This is a genomic window from Verrucomicrobium sp. BvORR034 (genome assembly GCF_000739635.1).
Taxonomy (GTDB): Bacteria; Verrucomicrobiota; Verrucomicrobiia; order Verrucomicrobiales; family Verrucomicrobiaceae; genus Verrucomicrobium.
Window position 1 is genome coordinate 17,475 of record NZ_BATQ01000133.1, and the last position, 21,885, is coordinate 39,359.

Annotated in this window: 21 protein-coding genes; 16 read left to right on the plus strand and 5 right to left on the minus strand. The window is 60.2% G+C overall.

Annotated elements, in window-relative coordinates; translation table 11 throughout:
* The first annotated feature begins 158 nt into the window (after positions 1 to 158).
* Positions 159 to 2,129, plus strand: coding sequence for a hypothetical protein (locus BV034_RS22220; protein WP_265593329.1), 1,971 nt, complete (start codon positions 159 to 161; stop codon positions 2,127 to 2,129).
* 34 nt (positions 2,130 to 2,163) lie between these two features.
* Here BV034_RS22220 and BV034_RS22225 read toward each other — a convergent pair whose 3' ends face one another.
* Entirely contained in the window at positions 2,164 to 3,237 is a 1,074-nt protein-coding gene (locus BV034_RS22225) for a PA0069 family radical SAM protein (protein ID WP_050029172.1), read from the minus strand.
* A gap of 177 nt (positions 3,238 to 3,414) precedes the next feature.
* Between BV034_RS22225 and BV034_RS22230 the strand changes: the two genes are divergently transcribed.
* The 5 genes from BV034_RS22230 to BV034_RS22250 all read left to right on the plus strand — a co-directional run bounded on the left by BV034_RS22230 (position 3,415) and on the right by BV034_RS22250 (position 9,341).
* Positions 3,415 to 4,236, plus strand: a complete 822-nt coding sequence (locus BV034_RS22230; protein WP_050029173.1) for a hypothetical protein — start codon at positions 3,415 to 3,417, stop codon at positions 4,234 to 4,236.
* Complete coding sequence (locus tag BV034_RS22235) at positions 4,139 to 4,570, plus strand: hypothetical protein (RefSeq protein ID WP_050029174.1); 432 nt, start codon at positions 4,139 to 4,141, stop codon at positions 4,568 to 4,570. Before BV034_RS22230 ends, BV034_RS22235 begins: the two co-directional genes overlap by 98 nt.
* 168 nt (positions 4,571 to 4,738) lie before the next feature.
* Positions 4,739 to 5,482, plus strand: a complete 744-nt coding sequence (locus BV034_RS22240; RefSeq protein ID WP_265593330.1) for a hypothetical protein — start codon at positions 4,739 to 4,741, stop codon at positions 5,480 to 5,482.
* Positions 5,483 to 5,601: 119 nt separating this feature from the next.
* Positions 5,602 to 7,887: a glycosyltransferase family 4 protein gene (locus BV034_RS22245; protein ID WP_050029176.1), complete on the plus strand. Its 2,286-nt coding sequence runs from the start codon at positions 5,602 to 5,604 to the stop codon at positions 7,885 to 7,887.
* Positions 7,884 to 9,341: a glycoside hydrolase family 130 protein gene (locus BV034_RS22250; RefSeq protein WP_265593331.1), complete on the plus strand. Its 1,458-nt coding sequence runs from the start codon at positions 7,884 to 7,886 to the stop codon at positions 9,339 to 9,341. The genes BV034_RS22245 and BV034_RS22250 overlap by 4 nt, the downstream gene beginning before the upstream one ends.
* A 13-nt stretch (positions 9,342 to 9,354) precedes the next feature.
* Here BV034_RS22250 and BV034_RS34245 read toward each other — a convergent pair whose 3' ends face one another.
* Positions 9,355 to 9,996, minus strand: a complete 642-nt coding sequence (locus BV034_RS34245; protein WP_063768862.1) for a TIGR03067 domain-containing protein — start codon at positions 9,994 to 9,996, stop codon at positions 9,355 to 9,357.
* Positions 9,997 to 10,090: 94 nt separating this feature from the next.
* Here BV034_RS34245 and BV034_RS22260 point away from each other — a divergent pair, with 94 nt between their 5' ends.
* The 10 genes from BV034_RS22260 (at position 10,091) to BV034_RS22305 (ending at position 20,358) form a co-directional block, all read left to right on the plus strand.
* Positions 10,091 to 10,564 carry a MarR family winged helix-turn-helix transcriptional regulator gene (locus BV034_RS22260; protein ID WP_050029177.1) on the plus strand — a complete coding sequence of 158 codons (474 nt, stop codon included), beginning with the start codon at positions 10,091 to 10,093 and terminating at the stop codon, positions 10,562 to 10,564.
* Between the two features lie 132 nt (positions 10,565 to 10,696).
* Entirely contained in the window at positions 10,697 to 12,118 is a 1,422-nt protein-coding gene (locus BV034_RS22265) for an efflux transporter outer membrane subunit (RefSeq protein ID WP_050029178.1), read from the plus strand.
* A 55-nt stretch (positions 12,119 to 12,173) separates the two neighbouring features.
* Positions 12,174 to 13,541 carry an efflux RND transporter periplasmic adaptor subunit gene (locus BV034_RS22270; RefSeq protein WP_050029179.1) on the plus strand — a complete coding sequence of 456 codons (1,368 nt, stop codon included), beginning with the start codon at positions 12,174 to 12,176 and terminating at the stop codon, positions 13,539 to 13,541.
* Entirely contained in the window at positions 13,538 to 14,251 is a 714-nt protein-coding gene (locus BV034_RS22275; protein WP_050029180.1) for an ABC transporter ATP-binding protein, read from the plus strand. The genes BV034_RS22270 and BV034_RS22275 overlap by 4 nt, the downstream gene beginning before the upstream one ends.
* Positions 14,252 to 14,313: 62 nt before the next feature.
* The gene (locus BV034_RS22280) at positions 14,314 to 15,528 is read left to right on the plus strand and encodes an ABC transporter permease (protein WP_265593332.1); all 1,215 of its coding nucleotides are present in this window, start codon (positions 14,314 to 14,316) and stop codon (positions 15,526 to 15,528) included.
* Positions 15,529 to 15,567: 39 nt separating this feature from the next.
* Positions 15,568 to 16,218 carry a response regulator transcription factor gene (locus BV034_RS22285; protein ID WP_050029181.1) on the plus strand — a complete coding sequence of 217 codons (651 nt, stop codon included), beginning with the start codon at positions 15,568 to 15,570 and terminating at the stop codon, positions 16,216 to 16,218.
* Positions 16,215 to 17,684 carry an ATP-binding protein gene (locus BV034_RS22290; RefSeq protein WP_050029182.1) on the plus strand — a complete coding sequence of 490 codons (1,470 nt, stop codon included), beginning with the start codon at positions 16,215 to 16,217 and terminating at the stop codon, positions 17,682 to 17,684. The genes BV034_RS22285 and BV034_RS22290 overlap by 4 nt, the downstream gene beginning before the upstream one ends.
* Positions 17,685 to 17,755: 71 nt before the next feature.
* Complete coding sequence (locus tag BV034_RS22295) at positions 17,756 to 18,970, plus strand: homoserine O-acetyltransferase (RefSeq protein ID WP_050029183.1); 1,215 nt, start codon at positions 17,756 to 17,758, stop codon at positions 18,968 to 18,970.
* A gap of 6 nt (positions 18,971 to 18,976) precedes the next feature.
* A complete protein-coding gene (locus BV034_RS22300) occupies positions 18,977 to 20,035 on the plus strand; it encodes a DUF72 domain-containing protein (RefSeq protein ID WP_050029184.1) in 1,059 nt (352 codons plus the stop codon).
* Positions 20,032 to 20,358 carry a DUF3820 family protein gene (locus BV034_RS22305; protein WP_050029185.1) on the plus strand — a complete coding sequence of 109 codons (327 nt, stop codon included), beginning with the start codon at positions 20,032 to 20,034 and terminating at the stop codon, positions 20,356 to 20,358. Before BV034_RS22300 ends, BV034_RS22305 begins: the two co-directional genes overlap by 4 nt.
* Positions 20,359 to 20,480: 122 nt before the next feature.
* Here BV034_RS22305 and BV034_RS22310 read toward each other — a convergent pair whose 3' ends face one another.
* The 3 genes from BV034_RS22310 to BV034_RS22320 are packed head-to-tail and all read right to left on the minus strand — an operon-like array spanning position 20,481 to position 21,844.
* Complete coding sequence (locus tag BV034_RS22310; protein ID WP_050029186.1) at positions 20,481 to 20,903, minus strand: secondary thiamine-phosphate synthase enzyme YjbQ; 423 nt, start codon at positions 20,901 to 20,903, stop codon at positions 20,481 to 20,483.
* A 15-nt stretch (positions 20,904 to 20,918) separates the two neighbouring features.
* Positions 20,919 to 21,332 (minus strand): TfoX/Sxy family protein, encoded by a 414-nt coding sequence (locus BV034_RS22315; RefSeq protein ID WP_050029187.1) that lies wholly within the window; start codon positions 21,330 to 21,332, stop codon positions 20,919 to 20,921.
* Between the two features lie 23 nt (positions 21,333 to 21,355).
* Positions 21,356 to 21,844, minus strand: coding sequence for a MogA/MoaB family molybdenum cofactor biosynthesis protein (locus tag BV034_RS22320; RefSeq protein ID WP_050029188.1), 489 nt, complete (start codon positions 21,842 to 21,844; stop codon positions 21,356 to 21,358).
* Positions 21,845 to 21,885: the final 41 nt, after the last annotated feature.

Below are 21,885 nucleotides of genomic sequence, written 5' to 3' on the forward strand. Positions count from 1 at the left end.
CCGGGAGTATGGGGTCGCGGGTACATTTGCCATTCCTGCCGGAGGTGCTGGGACAACCCGAGGTTATTTTCCTCACAGCCAGCATCAATTAAACTTTTGTTCATGGATTTACTCTCGCACCCCGGTAATACCCGGCTATGGATCGGCCCGACGCTCACATGAACCTCGACAAAAGCCAGCCCACAGACCTCAACAGACGCTCGCTTTCCTGGAAGCGGATCCTGATCTTTCTCCTGGCTTTCACGCCGGCCCTCTTCACCGGTCTGCTCGTCTGGGAGAAGAGCGTGGACATCGCCTGCTGGGACACTTGGGAAAATGCCCCGCTCCTGCAGAAGTGGCACAACGGCATCCTGAGCTGGCATGACCTCTATGCCCCACAGATCCAGCACCGCATCGTGGTGCCGCGCCTCATCATCCTCACCCTGAGCCATTTGAGCGGCGGAGACTTCCGCTGGGAGAACTACTTCACGTTCCTCCTGTTCCTTCTGAGCGGCCTCCTGACCTGGCGCATCATGAGCAAAACCCTGGGGCGCAGCCTTTGGGTGGCGGCGATGGCCTCTGCCGCCAATCTGCTCATCTTTTCACCGATGCTCTTCCAGATCCTTTTCTGGGGAGCGGCCATGTGGATGGCCATTCCAGTGCCCTGCCTGCTGGCCATTCTCAATGCCTTCACTCCCGACTCTCCGGCACCTGCCATCCCTCCGACGGCCAAACGCCCCTGGCTGTTGTTTGCCGCCGCGTTGCTTCTGGCGGAGATGGCCACCCACTCCTTCTCGCATGGCCTGGTCTTCTGGCCGGTGATCCTGGTTTACATCCTCCTGCATCCCAATCTGGCTCCGCTGAAGACCCGCCTTCTCATGGGAGGCATCTGGATTGCCGTGGCCGCAGGCACCATCGCTTCTTACTTCAGCAACTTCTACAACGTCGCCTTCCACGCCTACAATTTGAAGCCAGGTGACTACGCCCTGGAAGGCGGCATCAGCCTCAACTCGGCGGAGAACATCAAGAAGTTCGTGAATTTCTTCATGGGCTTCCTTGGCAATCCCTTCGCGCGCACGCCCTTTGAAGATCATCCCTTGGACTCGTCTGTGTTCTTTGGCATGTGGGTGCTCGTCGCGTTTTTGATTGTGGCCGCCCTGACCGTCTTCACCAAAACTGGCCGCAGGCTCTGGCCACAGGCCCTGCCCTGGCTGGCTCTCGCTGCCTACGTCATCGGGGTCGCTCTCTCGATCAGCAAAGGGCGGGCCCACATCGGGGAACACCGGTCCACCACCACCCGCTATCTGGTCATCAGTTCCTTCCTGCCCATCGCGACCATGGCCCTGGCCTACCTGCACAGTCGCGAGTGGTTGGCATGGCTTCGACAAAATCCAGCCAACTGGGCCGCGCGTTTCCTTCCCTCCAATGCCCCCGCCATCATCGCCACCGCGATGCTCGCCGTCTTCTGCACCGCCCAGATTCCCTCCTGGCGCTACTCACTCCACCTCACAGAGATCTGGCACCGCGCCCGCTGGCAGTCGAAGGGGCTCACCATGTTCCTGCCGCACTTCCAGCTCAGCCGGGATGAGATGAACGTGCTCTGCAAGGACTACAAATACTGCCTGGATGCCGTGAACATCCTTCGCAGCCAGGGACTCTTCAAAACTCGCATTCTGGAGTCGCCCGATCTCAGCACGTTTACAAAGGACAAGAAACCCATGCCCAAGGACAAGGCGAACGTCCTGACCGCACAGTTCCAGGAGGATGGCGGGCTGGAGATCTCCGGCCATGCGCGATTCGGCACCAAGCACCCCAGCGATCTTGTGCTCATCACCCAAGGCGACAAAGTCATCGGCCTGATGCAGCCTCAGACCCACCAGTGGCTGCGCATCTACGGACTCGACTATGAGTTCTCGAACCTTGAGGATCTCACCGTTCCCCAGTTGTATCCTTGGAAAGGCATTGTGAAGGCCCCTGCCCTGCCTGACGGAGACCTCGCCCTTGAAGCCTGGGCGCTCAACGTTAAAGACAACCGGGTGGCCCGCCTTCCCGCTCTCATCAAAGTCAACAAGGGCGCCAGAGCCGTCTCCATCGAGACCGAGGGAGGCAAAGATAAAGCCCAGTCCAAAGAGTTCCCCGACTCAAACTGAGCATTTCCTGCAAAAGCCCCTCCTGTGAATCCTGTCAAAACTGGAGTTCCATCTGAGGACCTCGCACCACCGGCTTACGGAAGGCCGCCACGCTGAGCACCGGCGGCCTTTTCTGCGCGATGCCACTTCTTCTAAGGCTGACTTGAAACACTTGGGCAATCTGGTCCGCCCACACTCCCACCCCCTTGAGACGTTTGCCGAATTCAGGGTGTGACAAGGTTCGCCCCTGTGATTCCTCAATCCTGCCCAGCACCTTCTCCCTTTGCCCGGGAACGTGCTCATTCAGCCAGTCGGCGAAGACATCCTTCACCGCGAAGGGAAGCCGGACGACGGTGTAGCTGGCAAAGCTCGCCCCTGCCTCTGCTGCTGCCTCAATGATGGCGGGCAGCTCATGATCGTTCAGACCAGGGATCATGGGCGCGGCTGATACTCCGACCGGCACCCCAGCCTCATGCAAAGTCCGCATGGCCTGCAGACGCATGGCGGGCGAGGAGGCTCTCGGTTCCAGCACATGCGCGAGTTTGGGATCCAAAGACGTGATCGAGAGATACACTGCCGCGGCATGATCCGCAGCCAGCTTGGCCAGCAAATCGATGTCCCGGGTGACCAGATGGTTCTTGGTGATCAGCACCACCGGGTGATGACACTCCGCCAGCACTTCCAGACAGCCTCGGGTGATCTTCATGCTCCGCTCCACCGGCTGGTAACAGTCCGTTACCCCGCTCATGGCCAGACGGTCGGGTTCGTACTTCGGCCGCATGAGTGCCGCCCGCAAGAGTCCCGGGGCATCCGGCTTTACCATGATGCGCGACTCAAAATCCAGCCCGGCGCTGAACCCAAGGTACTCATGCGTGGGGCGCGCGTAGCAGTAGGCACAGCCATGTTCGCATCCGCGGTAGGGATTGATGCTCCCGCCAAATCCCAGGTCCGGGCTGTTGTTGGTCGTGATGATGCTCTGGGAATGATCCACAAAGAACTTCGTCGTCACCTTTGAAGGAGCCTCACCCTCCTCATAGCTCACATGAAGCTGGGTGAACCTCTGGTCCGGATTGTCTCCGGCTCCACGTCCGCGAGGACGGGGTGCCTGCGCGTGAGCTGCTTCGTTCATGCGCCGAGAATACAGTTCATTTGAACACATGTCAAACCTGTAACTCATACCCACGTTGGCGAGGGTTTTGCTTCTTTAGCCCCGGATTGAGCCAAAGGAAGATCCCCCGTCGGGTTGACAGCCCACTTCGCCCCCCTAATTTGACCGCCCTCTTTCCATCTGCTACGCACCGAACACATGAGCACTGCCGCAACGAACAAGCCCGCTTACAACGTCAAGAATCCGTTCATCGCGCGCCTTAAGCGTGCCTTTGACCTGACCGGCCCCGGTGCATCCAAGAACACGCGTCACTACGAGATCGACCTGACCGGCTCCGGCATGGAATTCCTGCCAGGTGACTCCCTGGCGGTGCTACCCACGAATGACCCGGCCCTTGTTGACTTGATCCTGCAGGTGCAGGGTTTCAGCGGTTCCGAAGTGGTGCCCCACCCGAAGGGCGGTGAAACCACGATCCGCCAGGCGTTGATCGAGGTCTACGCGATCACGGAGGTGGACAGCAAGATTCTCAAGGCCGTGGCGGACAAGGCAGGCAACAGCGAGTTGCTCTCCCTCACCACCCCCGAGCGCAAAGAAGACCTCAAGAAATACCTCTGGGGCAGTGACGTGCTGGACATCCTTCAGGAAAACCCTACCGCCAAGTTTGAGCCCGCCGAACTGGCCGGCCTGCTGCGCAAACTGAACATCCGCCTTTACTCCATCTCCTCCAGCCTCGCCGCCAATCCAGAGCAGGTGCATCTCACCGTGGCCACCGTGCGCTATGAGAGCCACGGCCGCATGCGCGGTGGCGTGTGCTCCACCTTCCTGGCGGACCGGATCGACGAGAGCACCCCCCCTGCCCACCTTCATCAAGTCGGGCGCGGGCTTCCGTCTCCCCGCTCCGGAAGAAGAAACACCCATTATCATGGTGGGACCCGGCACCGGCATCGCCCCCTTCCGCTCCTTCCTTCAGGAACGTCAGGCCACGGGTGCCAAGGGCAAAGCCTGGTTGTTCTTCGGTGAGATCAACCGCTCCACCTGCTTCTTCTATGAGTCCGAGTTCGAAGCCTACCTCGCGGACGGCACCCTCACTCGCCTGGACACCGCTTTCTCGCGCGATCAGGCCCTGAAGCTGTATGTCCAGCACAAGATGCTGGAGAACGGCAAGGAACTCTTCGACTGGCTCGAGCAGGGAGCCATCTTCTACGTGTGCGGCGACGCTGCCCGTATGGCGGTGGACGTGGACAACGCGCTTCGCGAGATCGTCGCCAAAGAAGGCGGTAAATCCCCCGAGGAAGTAAACGCCTACATGGACAACCTCAAGGCCAGCAAGCGCTACCGTCGCGACGTGTACTAAGGTTATCGCCTTGGTTTTGACCAAGTCATTTCAAGCGCACCCTGTCTCAGGGTGCGCTTTTTTTTGCCCCGCAAAGACCTGTGCCTCCCAATTGCCACGGAAACTTCGTTGCAGCCCCGCACGGCGAGGGGCAAACTGTTCGTCTGGTCTTTCGCAACTCCCCTCCCCATGGCTCTCCGAATCCCCTCCCTTCTCGCTCTGCTCTTCCTCGCCGGCGGTTTGGCCGCTCCCGTCGCTCACGGGAAGGACACTGAAAAAGCCGAGGCCAAGGCGGGGAACGAAAGCCCGAGTCCTGAAGACGCCCGGTTCTTCAATCTGATCCGGGAAGCCCAAGGCTTGCACGCCACGCAGAAGAATTTTGACGCTCTGCAGAAGCTCGATGAGGCAGAACTGCTCCAGCCTAGCAGCCCCCTCATTCCCAATGTCCGCGGCAGCATTTTCACCGCAATGCGGGACATCCCCAAGGCCCGGGAGAACTTCGAAAAAGCCCGTTCTCTGAGTCCGGAGGCTTTCGAGCCGAAGTTCAACCTGGTGGAGCTGGACTATGTGGAAGGCAAGTATCCGGAAGCTGAAGCGGGATTCTCCAAATTGCTGACCGACTATCCCAAGCTGAAGCTCGAGGTGCGGCATCTGAGCCAGTTTAAGGTGCTCGTCTGCCGGCTCAAACAGGGTAACGTGTCGGGGGCTCAGGAGATCGCGAAGAATTTCACCTTCATGGATGACACCCCCGCCTACTACTACAGCAAGGCGGCCTTTGCCTACCAGGAAAGCAAGAAGGTGGAAGGCAACGAATGGCTGGGAAGAGCTGCCGGCATCTACAAGCAGCCAGTCCTCGTGCCCTACATCGACTCCCTGATGGAAGCCAAGTGGGTGGACAGCCTGGGCGTGACCGAGAGTCCGCCCAAACCTTAGCGTGGCGAACAGCACCGGCCTATTATCTGTTCCATGGACCCCGTTTCATGGAACAACGTCTTGCTTAGTGAGAACCGGGGCTTATTGTCTCCCATGTCGCAGCAGTTGAGAGGATTATCTTGAGCGGACAGGCTCCTACAGGGAGCATCGCTTTTCTGGGTGGCTACGAGCCGAGGCTTTGTGGAATAGCCACTTTCACGCATGATCTATGCGAAGCGGTCAGCACCGCTGCCCCTTCCGCGCAGTGCATCACGGGAGCCGTGAATGATCGGCCAGAGGGTTACAGGTACCCTCCCCGTGTCCGGTTTGAGTTGCAGGAAAAGGATCTCGACTCCTATCGTCGGGCCGCCGATTTCCTGAACTTCAACAATGTGGACGTCCTCTGCGTGCAGCACGAGTTCGGCATCTATGGCGGCGCGGCGGGCAGTCACTTGCTGGCCCTTCTCAAAGAAGTGCGCATGCCCGTGGTAACCACCTTGCACACCGTCTTGCGGGAGCCCAATCTCGAACAGCGGAAGGTGATGGAAGAACTGGCCATGCGCAGCGATCGCCTGGTGGTCATGGCCCGGAAAGGCGCTGAGATCCTGCGTGAAACCTACGGCGTGCCAGAGGCCAAGGTGGACATCATTCCCCATGGCATTCCCGACATCGCATTCTCTGACTCCGCTGTTTACAAGGCCCAGTTCGGGGTCGAAGGCCGCGTGGTGTTGCTTACCTTCGGTCTGCTGGGCCCCGGCAAGGGCATCGAGCATGCGATCGAAGCCCTGCCCGCGATCGTCAAGGAACATCCCAACGTCGTTTATCTGGTTCTGGGAGCCACCCACCCTCACCTCGTGGCCCGGGAGGGGGAGCGCTACCGTCTCAGCCTGGAGCGTCTTGCAGAGGATCGTGGAGTGAAGGACCACGTTATCTTCTATAACCGCTTCGTATCCCTTGAGGATCTCAAGGAGTTCATCGGTGCGACGGACATCTACCTCACGCCCTATCTCAATGAGGCCCAGATCACCTCAGGCACCCTCGCCTACGTCTTTGGCGCCGGAAAGGCCGTCGTCTCGACCCCCTACTGGCATGCCCAGGAACTGCTGGCAGACGGACGAGGCACCCTGGTCCCCTTTCGCAATCCGAAGGCGATCGCCGATGCGGTCTGTGATTACCTGAACCATCCGGACCGGTTTGAGGTCACCCGCAGACAAGCCCACCAATACGGCCGGGAGATGATCTGGCCTGCGGTCGCCCAGCGTTATCTTGAGGCCTTCCAGCATGCGCGCGCTGACCGCAAGGCCGCTCCCCGCACCGCCTTTGCCGGTTGGACACTCGCCAGCCGCCCCTATGACCTCCCGCCAGTGCGGCTCGATCACCTGGTACGGATGAGTGACCACACTGGCATTTTTCAGCACGCGATCTTCAACGTACCCAACTATCACGAAGGCTATTGCACCGATGACAACGCCCGGGCCTTCATCCTGTGCAATCTCCTGGCCGACTTGGGTGCCACCCCTCCGGGAGAGAATCTTGATCATCTGGCCAGCAGCTATCTCGCGTTCCTTGCCGCCGCGTTGAACCGCGACACGGGTCGTTTCCGGAACTTCATGAGTCATGGGCGACAGTGGCTGGAAGATTGCGGCAGTGAGGACAGTCACGGCCGCGCGCTCTGGGCCCTCGGCAACGGGGCGGGCCACTCCCGCAATGAAGGACGCCGTCGGCTCTGCGTGCAGCTTTTTGAGATTGGCCTTCCTGCGGTGTTGAACTTCACCTCCCCGCGTGCCATTGCATTCACCCTTCTCGGCATTCATGAATACCTTCGCAACCACCCCACCTGCCCCAAAGCAGGAAAGGTCAGGGAGACATTGACGAATTGGTTGGTCACACTTTGGAAAGACTGTGCCGATGAAAACTGGCCGTGGTTTGAGTCCAGCGCCACCTATGACAATGCCCGCCTCAGTCAGGCTTTGATTTTGAGCGGCCGCTGGATGCCCCATCCCGAGGCATTGCAGATTGGACTCAATTCCCTCCGTTGGCTGGCTTCGATTCAGCGGACTCAAGGAGGCCATTTCCGCCCTATCGGCAGCAATGGTTTTTACGTGAAGGAGGGTGCCCGCGCCGATTTCGATCAACAACCCGTGGAAGCCCAAGCCATGGTGTCCGCCTGCCTGGAAGCCTACCACGCCACTCAGGACTCCACTTGGTTCAGTGAAGCCCGCCGGGCCTTCGAGTGGTTTCTCGGCCGCAATGATCTGAACCTTCCCCTCTACGACTCCAGCAACGGTGGCTGTGGCGACGGACTCCACGTCGATCGTGTCAACGAAAACCAGGGCGCGGAGTCCACTCTCGCCTTCCTGCTTGCCCTTGCCGAGATGAAGTGGGCTCAAAGTCCCCTCACTCACCTGCTACTTTCTCCCACATGAGCGCCATTCCCATCCACCGGCACGACATCATCCTAGGTCCGGAGAGCGCGCGCGTCATCATCCGGCCTTTCATTCCCACCAGCCCGCAACGCATCGCCACCATCATCGGCCGGACGCTGGCCCTTTCAGATGAGGAGGTTGCCCGGGAGTTGCAGTCTGTTTTTGGGGAGTTTGATTCCCGGCATTTTGATGTCGCGACTCTGCTTATGGAGCAGTTCTTCAAGGTGCAAGGACATATCTTCACCGACCGTCCCCCTTCACGTGAGCGTCGCCTCCTCATTGGTGCCCAGTTCTCCGGCGAATATGCCCTCGAGTCGGCAGCCCTCTTCAATCCCTCCATCGTTCCCCACCCGGATCAGACCAATGTGCCCGAAGGCGGGCTCCGCTTCATCATGAGCCTTCGCGCCACGGGCGAAGGCCACATCTCTTCCATTGAGTTTCGCGAAGGGCTCTTGTCTCCCGAGGGCACCATTAGCATCAATCCGGTATCCCGCTATGTCACCCTTCCAGAGGTGGTCCCCAATCCCCTCTACCGCAAGAAACGCTTCATTGTCAAACTGCACGAAATCGGGTTCTACAACGAGTGCGCTGTCGCAGTGATGAGTCCCTTGGGCGACGATTTCACGAGGAGCGAACTCACGCTCACCGTGTCCCAGGTCCGCCGTGAAACCCAACCAATCTCTCATGATTTCCGGCGCACTCTGGAGTGCATCCAATGGCTGGCGGACTCCAACTATGAGGTGCAGTTCCCTGCCAATCTCGCGCTCAGTGAGCGCATCATCTTCCCCATCTCGGACAACGAGAGCAATGGCATAGAAGACGCCCGGTTTGTCCGGTTTGTGGAAGACGATGGAACGGTCATGTATTACGCGACCTACACCGCCTACAATGGTCGGGCCATTCTTCCCCAGCTCATTGAGACGCAGGACTTTCTTCACTTCCGCATCCTCACGCTCAATGGCAACGCGGTGCAGAACAAGGGCATGGCGTTGTTTCCGCGAAAGGTTAACGGCAGCTATGCCATGCTGTCACGGCAGGATGATGAGAACCTCTTCATCATGTTCTCCGACAACCCCCACCATTGGAATGATCCCCAGATCCTTCTCCGTCCCGCAGAACCGTGGGAAACGGTCAAAGTGGGCAACTGTGGCTCCCCCATTGAGACGGAGGCTGGCTGGCTGGTCATCACTCACGGCGTGGGGCCCATGCGAAAATACTGCCTGGGTGCGGCCCTGCTCGATTTGAATGATCCCACCAAGGTCATTGGCAGACTCCGCGAACCGCTGCTTTCCCCGGAAGGCAACGAGCGTGAAGGCTATGTTCCCAACGTCGTGTACAGCTGTGGCTCTCTCATCCATGGCACGGAATTGATCCTGCCCTATGCGATGAGCGACAAGGCGACTGCCGTAGCCAGCGTGCCTCTGAAAAAGCTACTGGCAGCCCTCACCGCCTAGCCCCTGGTCCGGCTCATTCTGCCACCCGACGCAGCGTCATCACCCCAAGGCGATCGTTTTCGCGGGTGGCGAACTCTGTCGGTCGCGGATCATTGCTGAACTCGCACGTGCAGATCTTCAGCACGTCCCCCTGCAGGCTGTAGATTCCCAGCGTCGTCTGTCCCTTTTTGGGTCCGTTGAGCGATGTCAGATCCATGGACTTGGGGGACGTGGCTGCATTCACCTTCACCACCGACTCCAGATCGGTCCGGCTGGTCCGCTTCTTGATGATCATCTTGTCCGCCGTGAACTCGACCCGGAATCCCCCGACGACCATGGGAGGCGCACTTTGCCCGTGAGCCTCCAGCGCCGTGGCCTGCCACGTCCCACGGAGTTCTTGGGGAACTGCCGCATCAGGCTCGGTCGCCAGGAGGTTGCTCCCGGTCAGCATCACCAGACTGGCCAGCAGAGTAAAACCTGCTGACAACTTCCGCCTGATCCAGTGCCCTTTCCACATCCAAAGACCGGAAAGGACGACAAAGGGCAGAAAGACGTACCTCGTGGCAAACGAGGCGGCAGGAATGCTCGCCACGGGACCATAGATGTATCCCAAAATCGGAATGCTCAGAACGATGTGAAGCCAGCGGAGAAGGGAGCGGATAGTTGCAGTCTTCATAGAGATGGATTTTGATTCACTGTATGAATCATTCATATAGTGAATCATTTGTTGTGTCTATCTTTTTCATCCGGCTTCGTTTAGGCTGATCGCGATGCCTCCCTTGTCGTCTGAGAACCGGGCCCCCGGTGCTGCGTTTCTTCTCACCCAACTGGGCACCCACGCGGCAAGGCGCTTCGCGGAGCACATTGAGCCCCTCGGCATCACGCCTCCGCACGCAGGGATCCTGCGGCTTGTCGCGATGATCCCCGACTGCAGCCAGCAGAAGCTCGCAACCCACCTGGGCATCCTGCCCAGCCGCATGGTTGTGCTGATAGATGAAATGGCCCAGCTGGGGCTCCTGGAGCGCCGCCGGAGCGCCACAGACAGGCGCAACTACGAGCTGGCCCTCACGGAACAGGGTGAGAGAACACTCGGCGAAATGCGCCTCCTGGCCGCCACCCATGACGCTTCATTTCTTGCGCCCCTCTCATCTGAAGAACAGGAAACCCTGAAAAGGCTCTGTCAAAAGCTCGCCATCCACCACGGGCTGACTCCGGGCGTCCACCCTGGGTACAAGAGCCTTTGAGCCGCTGCAATTCTTCCCCACAGAAGGCGAAATTCTACAAATCCGTCCCTCTCCTTCACCTTCTCTAAAGGTTCTCTGAAGCAAACTGGGCGGCAACAGGTCAAAAAACCGCCCCCATCACGCTTCCTGCCTATGAATAGTCTGCCTGCCAAGGCTGTATCTCCGTTGTTGATGCTCGCCCTCGCGGGAGGACTTGTCGGGTGCGTAGGTACCAACCCTCCCCGGGCGGAGTCTGACCTCAAGGTTCCTGGAAAATGGAAAAGCGCTGGTCGCGCGGGCTATTCGCAACGCCCGCTCAACACCGCCGCCCTGCCCAAGTGGTGGGAGCGCTTCCGTGATCCGGTCCTCAATGACCTTGTCGCGACCGCCCTGCGCAACAGTACTGACATTCGCACTGCGGTCTCCAAGGTGCGGGAATCCCGCGCCCGTCGAGGGGTCCAGGTAGCTGGTCTTTTCCCCACCGTGGACGCCGGAGTCACCGCGCGTGGTGAGCGCACCGACAACCGAAATACTGGTGTGAGTTCCAGTGAGAACTACGGTGCCAGCATCGACATGACCTGGGAGGTGGACCTCTTTGGCAAGCAGCGCCAGAACATCAAAGCCGCCACTGCAGACCTCGACGAGGCCGCCGAGAATCTCTACGCCGCCCAAGTTTCTCTCGCGGCCGAAGTGGCAGACACCTACATTTCCCTGCGACAGGCTGAGGCCCAACTGGCGGTGGTGGAACGGACTCTCGCCTCACGTACCGAGACCACCCAGATTGCCAAGTGGAAGGAAGAGGCCAAGATCACCGGATCGGTCGACACTCAGCAGGCCATTTCCACCCTGGAGCAGGCACGCGCCCAAGTGCCCAATCTCAAACAGACCATCAGCCAGACGCAGAATCAGCTGGCATTGCTGGCCAGCCTGCCGCCAGGTGCGCTGGATAAGCTGCTCACCCGATCCGACAAGATGCCATCTCTTCCAGCACGCATCGCCATCGGCATCCCCGCAGACACCCTTCGCCAGCGTTCCGACGTCCGCGCGGCGGAACGCCGGGTGGACGCCGCTGTTGCCCGCACGAAATCCGCCGTGGCGGAGCGCTACCCGGACCTCAGCCTCTCTGGCTCCATCGGGGTGGATGCATTGAAGGCGGGCCGCATCTTCTCCCCTGAGAATGTCGCGGCCAGTATCGCAGGCTCACTGGCAGCCCCCATATTTGATGCAGGCCGCATCCGGCAGAACATCAACATTCAAAGCGAGCTGGAGTCCCAAGCCCTGATCGGCTGGGAAGCCACCGTGCTCACCTCTCTGTCCGAGGTGGAGAACGCCCTGATCGGCATCCAGCGTACCGCAGAGCGGTTGGTCATCCTTGAGCAGGCCCTCAAAGCCGCGCGTCAGGCAGAAGAGCTGTCCACTCAACAGTATGAAGCTGGTCTCGTGGATCTGCTGGTGGTGCTGGAGGCGCAGCGGACCTTGCTGAGCCTGGAAGACCAGGAAGTCACCACCTTGGCCAATCAGGCCAGCGCCCACATCCAGCTCTACAAGGCCCTCGGTGGCGGCTGGACCTCCTAGTATTAGATTTCCTCGCACCTCCTTTCCAGGAAAAACCTCCCCCGCCCGTTCACCCATGAAAGCCACCGCCGTCGCCCCACCACAGGATCTGGCAGATGTCATCCACGCCAACGGATCACGCAAATCCATCGTATTTCGTCTCTTTCTCATACTGCTGCTGATCGGGGCCGGTGCCGGTGCATGGTACTGGTGGCAACTCCAACAGCAGGCGCAGAACCAAATTTCCCCCTACACCACTGAAGCCGTGCGCAAAGGGGAGATCCGGCTCACCGTCACCGCCACCGGCAATCTTGAGCCCACCAACGAGGTCACCATCGGCAGCGAGCTTTCGGGCACCACGCTCGAAGTTTATGTCGATATCAATGACCGGGTGAAGAAGGGCCAGCCTCTGGCCAAACTGGACACCACCAAACTGGAACAACAGACCGAAAGCAGCCGTGCCACAGTTGTATCAGCCAAAGCCAAGGTCGCCCAGGTCCAGGCAACGCTAAAGGAATCAGAAGCCACGCTCAGCCGCCTTAAGGATTTGCAGCGCATCAGCAACGGCAAGATGCCGGCGCAGGCTGACATGGACGCTGCCATTGCGGCCACGAACCGCGACCAAGCCGACCTTCTCGCGGCGGAGGCTTCCGTAAAAGAAAACGAGGCCCAGGTGAAGATCAACGAGCGTGACCTGGAGAAGGCTGTGATCAAGTCTCCCATTGACGGCATTGTGCTCACCCGCAGCCTTGAGCCGGGCCAGACCGTCGCCGCCAGCTTCACCGCCCCGGAACTTTTTGTGCTGGCAGAAAACCTCGAGCTCATGGAGCTCAACGTCGCTGTCGCGGAAGCAGATATCGGCCGTGTGGCCGCAGGGCAAAAGGCCACCTTCACTGTGGACGCCTGGCCGGACCGCTCCTTCAGCGCCAATGTCCGACGGGTCTCCTTTGGCTCAGTGGTGACAGACAACGTCGTCACTTACCAGACCGAGTTGGAAGTTTCCAACAAAGACCTCAGCCTTCGTCCCGGCATGACCGCCACGGCGGACATCCACGTGGCCGAGAGTAAAGATGCTTTCCTCGTACCCACGGCGGCCCTCCGTTTTGACCCGACAGCCTCCACCCAGAGTAGCGGCCCTCCCCAGGAGAAGAAGTCCTTTGTGCAAAACCTCATGCCTGGCCCCCGCCGGTTCAGCAGCAACCGTCCCCGTTCCAGTGAAGGGGGTGGCCCTGGTGGTGGTCCCGGTGGCGGCGGCGGGCGGGAGAAGCGGTCCTCCCAGCATCACGACGGCATGGCCCGCATCTGGATCCTGAAAGACGGGCAGCCAGTGGCGCTGGACGTCAAAGCAGGCCTCAGCGACGGTCGAAATACCGAGGTTTCCGGCGAAGGGGTCTCCGAAGGCCTCCAGGTGATCATCCGTGCCAATATCCCTTCCGCGTCATGAGCGTCGCCCCCTCCACGCCCCCACCCCTGATTGAGCTGCGTCGCTTGACCAAAACGTATGGCAAGGGCGACGCGGCCTTTCAGGCGCTTCGAGGCATCAATCTCACCATCAACAAGGGTGAGTTCGTCGCCGTCATGGGCCCCAGCGGTTCCGGGAAATCGACGCTCATGAACCTCCTTGGCTGCCTGGACACCCCGACCACAGGCAGCTACCTCTACCAGGGCATCCCAGTCGAAACGCTTGACGCAGACCAGCGCTCCCTGCTGCGCCGCCATGCCCTGGGCTTCATCTTCCAGGGCTTCAACCTTCTGGCCCGCACCAGTGCCCTGGAGAATGTGGAACTCCCTCTTCTCTACCGTGGCATCCCCAGGAATGAGCGCCACGCCCTCGCCCGCGATGCCCTGGCCTCAGTCGGGCTTCCCACCAAGATGCGCAACACCCCGGCGGAGCTTTCCGGCGGTCAGCAACAGCGCGTTGCCATCGCCCGCGCCATCGTCACCGGCCCCAGCACCCTCTTTGCTGATGAGCCTACCGGCAACCTCGATTCCTCCACCACCGAGGACATCATGGAACTCCTCACCCGCCTCAATGAGGATCGCGGCATCACCGTTCTCATGGTCACCCATGAAGACGACGTCGCTTCCTACGCCAAACGCACCGTTCGGGTCAAAGACGGCCACATTGAGTCCGATCTCAGCAAGGCAAAATGATCAGCTCAAAATTGGAGATGCCCCGCTCATTCCCAATTCATCATTCCTAATTTTCACCCGCCGTGTTCTTCAACGCCCTCCTCATCGCCCTCCGGGAAATCCGCCGGAATCTCATGCGGGCATTCCTCACCGTGCTGGGGGTCATCATTGGTGTGGCGGCAGTCATCACCATGGTAACCCTCGGCCAGGGCACCACGCAGGCGGTGAAAAACCAGATCTCCAGCCTCGGCAGCAACCTGCTCGTGCTGCGCCCCGGATCAGGCTTCGGCCCGCGCTCCACTTCAGCCGGGGTCCCTCGGTTCACCACTCAGGATGCTCAGGCCGTCATGGAACAGGTCTCCGGCGTCGCAGCCGTCGCCCCAGTGGCCCAGACCTCCCTCAGCACCATCTACCTTCAGACCGCCCGCACCACCCAGATCACCGGCAGCACTCCGGACTACTTTCAGATCGGCAAATGGACCATTGGCGAAGGCCGGCTGTTCACCGATCTTGACCTGCGTTCGGGCGCAGCCGTGTGCGTTATTGGAGAAACGGTACGCCGCCAGCTTTTTGGCTCCGAGAACCCCATCGGGGCCAAGATCCGCATCGGCAAATCCTCCTGCGAGGTCATCGGCCTCCTCACCGCCAAGGGCCAGTCCGGCATGGGCGACCAGGATGACACCATCGTCGTCCCCCTGTCCACCCTGCAGCGCCGGCTCACCGGCCGCACCTCCGCCCGGTCGGTGAACCAGATCAACATCTCCGCCGAGGACAACACGAACAGCGACGCCATGATCGGCGAGATCACCTCACTCATGCGCCAGCGGCGCAACCTCAGCCCCAATGAGGATGACAACTTCTCCGTGTTCGACACGCGCCAGATTGCAGAGACCTTGAGCTCCTCCACCAAAATGATGACCATGCTTCTCGCCGCCGTGGCTGGGGTCAGCCTGCTGGTGGGCGGTATCGGCATCATGAACATCATGCTGGTCTCGGTGACAGAGCGCACCCGGGAGATCGGCATCCGCCTCGCCATCGGTGCCCGCGCCCGGGAAGTTCTGCTTCAATTTCTTGTGGAGGCCATCACCCTTTCTTGCGTGGGTGGCGTGGTCGGCATCGGCATTGCCCTCGGCCTCTGTTACTTCCTCGCCCAAGTGATCCAGGTGCCCTTCCAGTTCGACACCCGCATCAACGTCATCGCCTTCATCTTCTCCGCCGCAGTGGGCGTCCTCTTCGGCTTCACACCCGCCCGCCGTGCGGCCAAGCTGGATCCCATTGAAGCCCTCCGGCATGAATGATAGGCAGCCACTGCTGGCCTGAATCGCCTCCGTCCTGACATGAGAGTCCTCGTCGTAGAAGATGATCCCGACCTGCGCCGCAGCCTTGCTGCCACACTGCGCGAGGAGAACTACGCCGTGGACGTTGCCGCAGATGGCGGGGACGGACTCGACAAGGCAAAGCAAAATGCCTACGACATCATCCTTCTGGATGTGATGCTCCCAGAGCTGAGCGGATGGGAGATCCTCCAGCAACTGCGCCCCGCCAACACCACCCCCGTGCTCATGCTCACCGCCCGGGATGCCGTTCACGACCGGGTTAAAGGACTCAACCAGGGGGCGGACGACTACCTGACGAAACCCTTCGACATCGAAGAACTCCTCGCCCGTGTCCGTGCCCTGATCCGCCGTGCGGCCGGGCAGACCCTGCCGGTCCTCTCCATTCGCGACCTCTCCATCGACACCGCTTCGCGCAAGGTCCTGCTGAAAGGAGCAGACATCCCTGTGACCGCCCGTGAGTACGCCCTGGTGGAGTACCTTGCCCTTCATCAAGGGGAAGTGGTGAGTCGCACCACCCTGTATGAGCACCTGTTCGACGAGGACGACAGCACGCTCTCAAACCTTCTGGACGTTCATGTCTCGAACCTCCGCAAGAAGCTGGGCCCAGAGGTCATCACCACCCGTCGTGGACACGGCTACTGCATCGAATGACCTCCCCCTTCCAATCCATCCGCTGGCGGCTTCAGGTTTGGCACGGCCTCCTGCTCCTTCTGGTCGTCGCCGGCTTCTGCGCCCCGGGCTACCAGATCGCCCTGGAGAACCAGCTTCAGCGCATCGATAAAGATATCTCCCAGATGGAGCGTCGCCTCTTCCGTTCCCTCATGGAATCGGCACGCACCTCTCTCTATCCAGACACCACCAAGGACAAGGATGGAGACCGGCCCATGATCTCACTGGGCCAGCTCATGGAGTACCTCCGCGAGAAACCCATCACCCCATCGGTCGATGTGGCCGCGCTGTTTCAAGGACATGAGCCAGGCTATGCCTACTTCAGCATCCGCAATTCCCAGGACGAGGTGCTGCTTACTTCTCCCAATGCCCCGGAAGACATCATCTTCCTGCCGCCCGCCAAGTCGGATCACCTCGAAGACACCCGCACCATTGAGCGACGAAGGGAAGTGCGCCGGAGCAGTCCCAGTGGCTTCCGAATTGTGGTAGGTCGGGACATCTCCCAGGATCTGGATGCCGCCTCCCGCTTTGCCTGGACTCAAGCCGCAACCTGCCTGGGACTTTGGGTGCTGGGGCTGGGGGGTGGATGGTGGTTGTCCGGCCGGGCAATCCGCCCCATTCAGACCATCTCACGCACAGCCACCCGCATCGCCGAAGGCAATCTCAAAGACCGGATCGACATCACCGACACGGACAGCGAGCTCGGGCAGCTCAGCAAGGTGCTCAACAACACCTTCGACCGTCTCAATGACGCCTTCGAGCGCCAGCGTCAGTTCACCGCCGATGCCTCCCATGAGCTTCGAACGCCGATCACCATTCTACTTTCCGAAACGCAGCGGGTGCTGAAGCGGGACCGTACCCCCGAGGAGTATCGTGAAGCACTGCAGACCTGCAACATGACCGCCCAGCGTATGCGGCACCTCGTGGAAGCGCTGCTCCAACTGGCCCGCCAGGAAACGACGCAGGGGCTCAACGGCCACGCCAGCACCTGCGATCTGGCCGCAATCTTGGAGGATACCCGCATTCATCTCACGCCGCTGGCCGCGGAGCGGGGCATCACCCTGGCAGCGGATCTGCACCCCGCCCCCTGTGTGGGCGATCCCGGGGCTCTCTCCGTGCTGGCGACCAACCTGGTGAACAACGCCCTGCAACATCACCAGGGTCCCCAGGGGACCGTCCAGCTTTCCAGCGGCACCCGGGCCACCGGCGAATCCTTCTTTGCCATCCACGACGACGGCCCAGGCATCCCGGGTGAGCATGTCCCGCACATTTTCGAGCGCTTCTACCGGGCGGACAAGGCGCGGACCAGTGCCGCTGGACACACGGGCCTGGGACTGGCCATTGCCAAGGCGATTGTGGACAACCACGGCGGAGAAATCGCCGTCCAGAGCACCCCTGGACAAGGCTCCACTTTTGAGGTTACCCTCAGGAGCGACAGGAGCCTATAGCGCCATGAATTTCCGGTTTATTGGAAATTGCCGGTTTACTAAAACGCGGTTCCCGTCATGGTTATCCTCCCATGTCCAACAAGACCATCCCTGAAAGTCAGACGCAGTTTCTGCGTTTTGCCACGCCTGAGAAGCCTTTTCGCTTCACTTCGGGCATGGTCATGGATGATCTGACCCTGGCCTACGAGACCCACGGCAAGCTCAATGAGGACAAGAGCAATGCCATTCTTGTCTTCCACGCGCTCTCGGGCAGCCAGCACGCCTCGGGCGTCTGTCGCCATGTACCAAACACGGGCGACCGATGGACTGAGGATTGCCAACAGGGCTGGTGGAGCCTGTTCATCGGGCCAGGCAAGGCTCTGGACACGCAGAAGTTCTTCGTCATCTGCGCCAACTATCTGGGGGGCTGCTACGGCAGTTCCGGCCCGGCCTCGCTGAACCCCAAAACGGGCCAGCCATATGGCCCCGAGTTTCCCCAGGTCAGCACGGCAGATGTCGTCCGTTCCCAAGCTTTGCTGCTGGACCACTTTGGCATCGACAAGTTGCATGCCGTGATGGGAGCCTCCGTGGGTGGCCTGCTCACGCTAAACTTTGCCACCCTGTTCCCAGAGCGAGTCCGGTTGGTGGTCTCCATTGCCAGTGGTCAGCGCACCACGGTGCTCTCCCGCCTTGGTGTCTTCGAGCAAGTGATGGCGATCGAGAACGATCCTCACTTTAAAGGAGGCAAGTACTACGACAGTGACCCGCCCGCCTATGGGTTGGCCCTGGCTCGTATGATCAGTCACAAAACCTTCGTCCATCTGGATGCAATCGAGCGCCGCGCCCGCGGTGACGTCATTCAGAGGGACGACCAGCTTTCCTGGTACCGGGTGGGACACAACGTGGAAAGCTACATGCTCCACCAGGGCAAAAAGTTCGTGAAGCGCTTCGACGCGAACACCTACCTGCGCATCTGTGACATGTGGCTTCGCTTCGACCCCCTCAAAGACGCGGGTGTCGAGGATCATGGTGCCCTCTTCGCCATCAGCCGCCGCGCTGGTCACCACTGGCTGGTGTTCAGCATCGACTCCGACTTCTGCTTCTATCCGGAAGAACAGGCGGAGCTCGTGCGCTGGCTGGAACAGGCGGACGTCTCCTCCATGCACATCACCGTGCACTCGGACAAGGGACACGACTCGTTTCTCCTGGAACCGGAACTCTACACCCCGCACCTCAGCTACACGCTGCGCCGGGGTGTGCAGCTCAATGATGCCTGGGATCACGATGCCGCCAGTCCCGGCATCTGAGCCGACATGAACCCTTCCGCCGCCAGCAGCGCTCCCGTCATCGACCGCTACCTGCTGGCGGCGCAGTTGCGCTGGCTGGCCGGGCGGGAGGTGTACATCGGCACCTCTTCCTGGAAGTATGAAGGCTGGCTGGGCAGCATCTACTCCCCCGAACGTTACCTGACCCGGGGCAAGTTCTCCCAGGCGCGCTTCGAACGAGACTGTCTGTACGAGCACGCTGAGACGTTTTCGTCCGTCTGTGTGGACGCAGGCTACTATCGCTTCCCCTCACCCAAGTATGTGGAAGGTCTGATGGAGCAGACGCCCGATCACTACCGGTTCACCTTCAAGGTCACCGATGACATCACGGCTCGCACCTTTCCGAATCTACCCCGGCATGGCGACAAGGCCGGAAAACGCAACGAGCATTTCCTCAATGCGGACCTCTTCACCCGGGCTTTCCTCACGCCCTTTGCACCGTTCAAGTCCAAGGTGGGCGTTTTGATCTTTGAGTTCAGCCACTTTCATGCCCGGGACTTTGAGCGCGGGCGGGACTTCATGGAAGCGCTGGACCAGTTCCTGGGAGCTCTGCCCAAAGGATGGCGCTACGCGGTGGAGATCCGGAATCGTAATTTCCTCCACCCAGAGTACTTTGCCATGCTCAAGTCCCACGGTGTAGGCCATGTCATCAACCAGTGGGCCCGCATGCCGGACGCCTCCGAACAAATAGCCTTGCCAGGCAGTCTGGACTGCGCGGACTTCATCACTGCCCGGTTTCTCCTCAAACAGGGACGTAGTTTTGAGGACGCTGTAAAACTGTTCTCGCCCTACACGGCCATCAAGGAACCCCACGAGGGTGCTAGAGAAGCCGCCACCGCCCTGATCCGCCCTGCGGTGGAGTACGACCTGAAACCCGCGCCCAAGCCCTCGCGGAAAGCCATTTTCGTGTACGTGAACAACCGGCTTGAAGGAAACTCCCTACAGACCATCATTGCCATCCTGGTACGGCTTGAGCTGGAAAAGCTCGGTTTCCTGCCGCCGTCCATCACCTCCCCTTCCTCAAACCCACCTGCCACCCTTCTATGAGCCCTGAGGAACTCGCCGCCCGTATGGCCTCCGATCTGGCCGACATCGAAAGAACGTACATGCCGTTCGGCAAGTTCGGCCCCCAGTCTTTCCCTCCTCACGGCATCCCCATCTTTGATCTGCCCGCAGAATACCTGGGCTGGTTTGCCAAAAAGGGCTTTCCAAAAGGCAAACTCGGCAAGCTGCTCGAGATCGTGCACCAGATGAAGGCAGACGGCTCAGACTCCGCCTTTGACGGCATGCGCCGCCGCCGTGGTGGCCGCAGCCAGTTGCGCGAAGAACGGCCGAGAGAGTGGCGGGCGGGTGAAGAGAACCCTTTCTGAGACAGGATTTACAAGATCGGGGAGCAGATTAACAGGATGGCTTCTTTGCCAGTCTGGAGATCGCACCGCGTAAGCGGCTTGCTTCTCCATTCATAATTCCTCATTCCTAATTCATAATTTCTCTACTTCTCGCCCACCACACTCACCACCACCCGGCGGGAGTGCGGGGCACGGCGGTGCTCGAAGAGGAAGATGCCCTGCCAGGTGCCGAGGGCGAGGCGACCATTGATGACGGGAATGACTTCGCTGGTCCGAGTGAGGACCATGCGAAGATGGCTGGGCATGTCGTCCGGGCCCTCGCTGGTGTGGACGAACCACGGTGTGTTCTCTGGCACGAGGCGCTCAAAGTACTCATGCAGGTCTTTGCGGGCGGAGGGGTCAGCATTCTCGTAGATGACGAGGCTGGCACTGGTATGCTGCACGAAGACCGTAGCGGTGCCGGTCTTGATGCCCGCAGCCTTTACGACGAGCTCGACGGCGTCGGTGATTTCATAGGTCCCCTTGCCGCGGGTGTTGATCAAAAAAGTGTCTGCGTGGGCCGCCATAGGATGAATGCAGGGTTATGAACTCTTCTTCTTCTTTGTTTTCGGCTTTTCCACAGCCGCGGCTTGGGCGGACTTGGCCCGCTTTTTCTTGGCCGCCTTCGTCTTGACCGAACGCAAGGCACACTCCCACCCCATCGTGGCCCAGGGCTTCATGCGCTGCGCATTGGCGAACGCCATCTCCGGGGGCTCGTAGTACTTGGAAACCACGGGATTGCCCGCCTTGTCCAGGCAGAAGACGAAGGGTTCACACCCCTGATCAATGAATCGGTCTTTGGTCTCGTCGTCAGTGCGGATATAGAACCGATTCTGCGACACCAGCCCGAACATGATCGATTCCTTGTACACCCCATAGCCGCCGAACATCTTGCGCGCCGACACCTCGCCTAGAGGCGTGAGGAGATCCAAAAGCGAGTCAACGAAGGCAGACATGGTGGACGAAAGGTGAAAAACGCCTAGCAGCTCGTGGGTTCTTTGCGAGCGAGCTTCACTGAGTGCGGAATGGCCCCCACGACGAAGCTGAGGCACTCCACCGCGCCCTGCGGTTTGCCCGGCAGAGCGATGACCAAAGATTGATCCACAATGGCAGCGAGACAGCGGCTCAAAATCGCGTTGGGGGTGATCTCCAGTGACTTCGCCCGCATCACCTCTCCGTAGCCCGGAATCTCCACACGCATGATTCCGCGGATCGCCTCCGGAGTCACGTCGCGCTCGGCAATGCCGGTGCCACCTGTAGTGAGCACCAGTCCGCAACCTTGCGCGGAAAAGGACCGTATCGCCTGCTGAATGGCAGGCTGGTCATCCGGCACCACCGCCTCGGCCAGCACCGTCCAGCCGTAGCCCTCGGATGCCTTCCGCACAGCCGGACCGCCAAAGTCTTCATAGACGCCGGCACTGGCGCGGTCAGACACAGTGATGATGCCAACAGAGATGGGAGCTGCCATCTCTGGATGTACGCTCAAGCCCACCCTGATTCAAGCTGGCA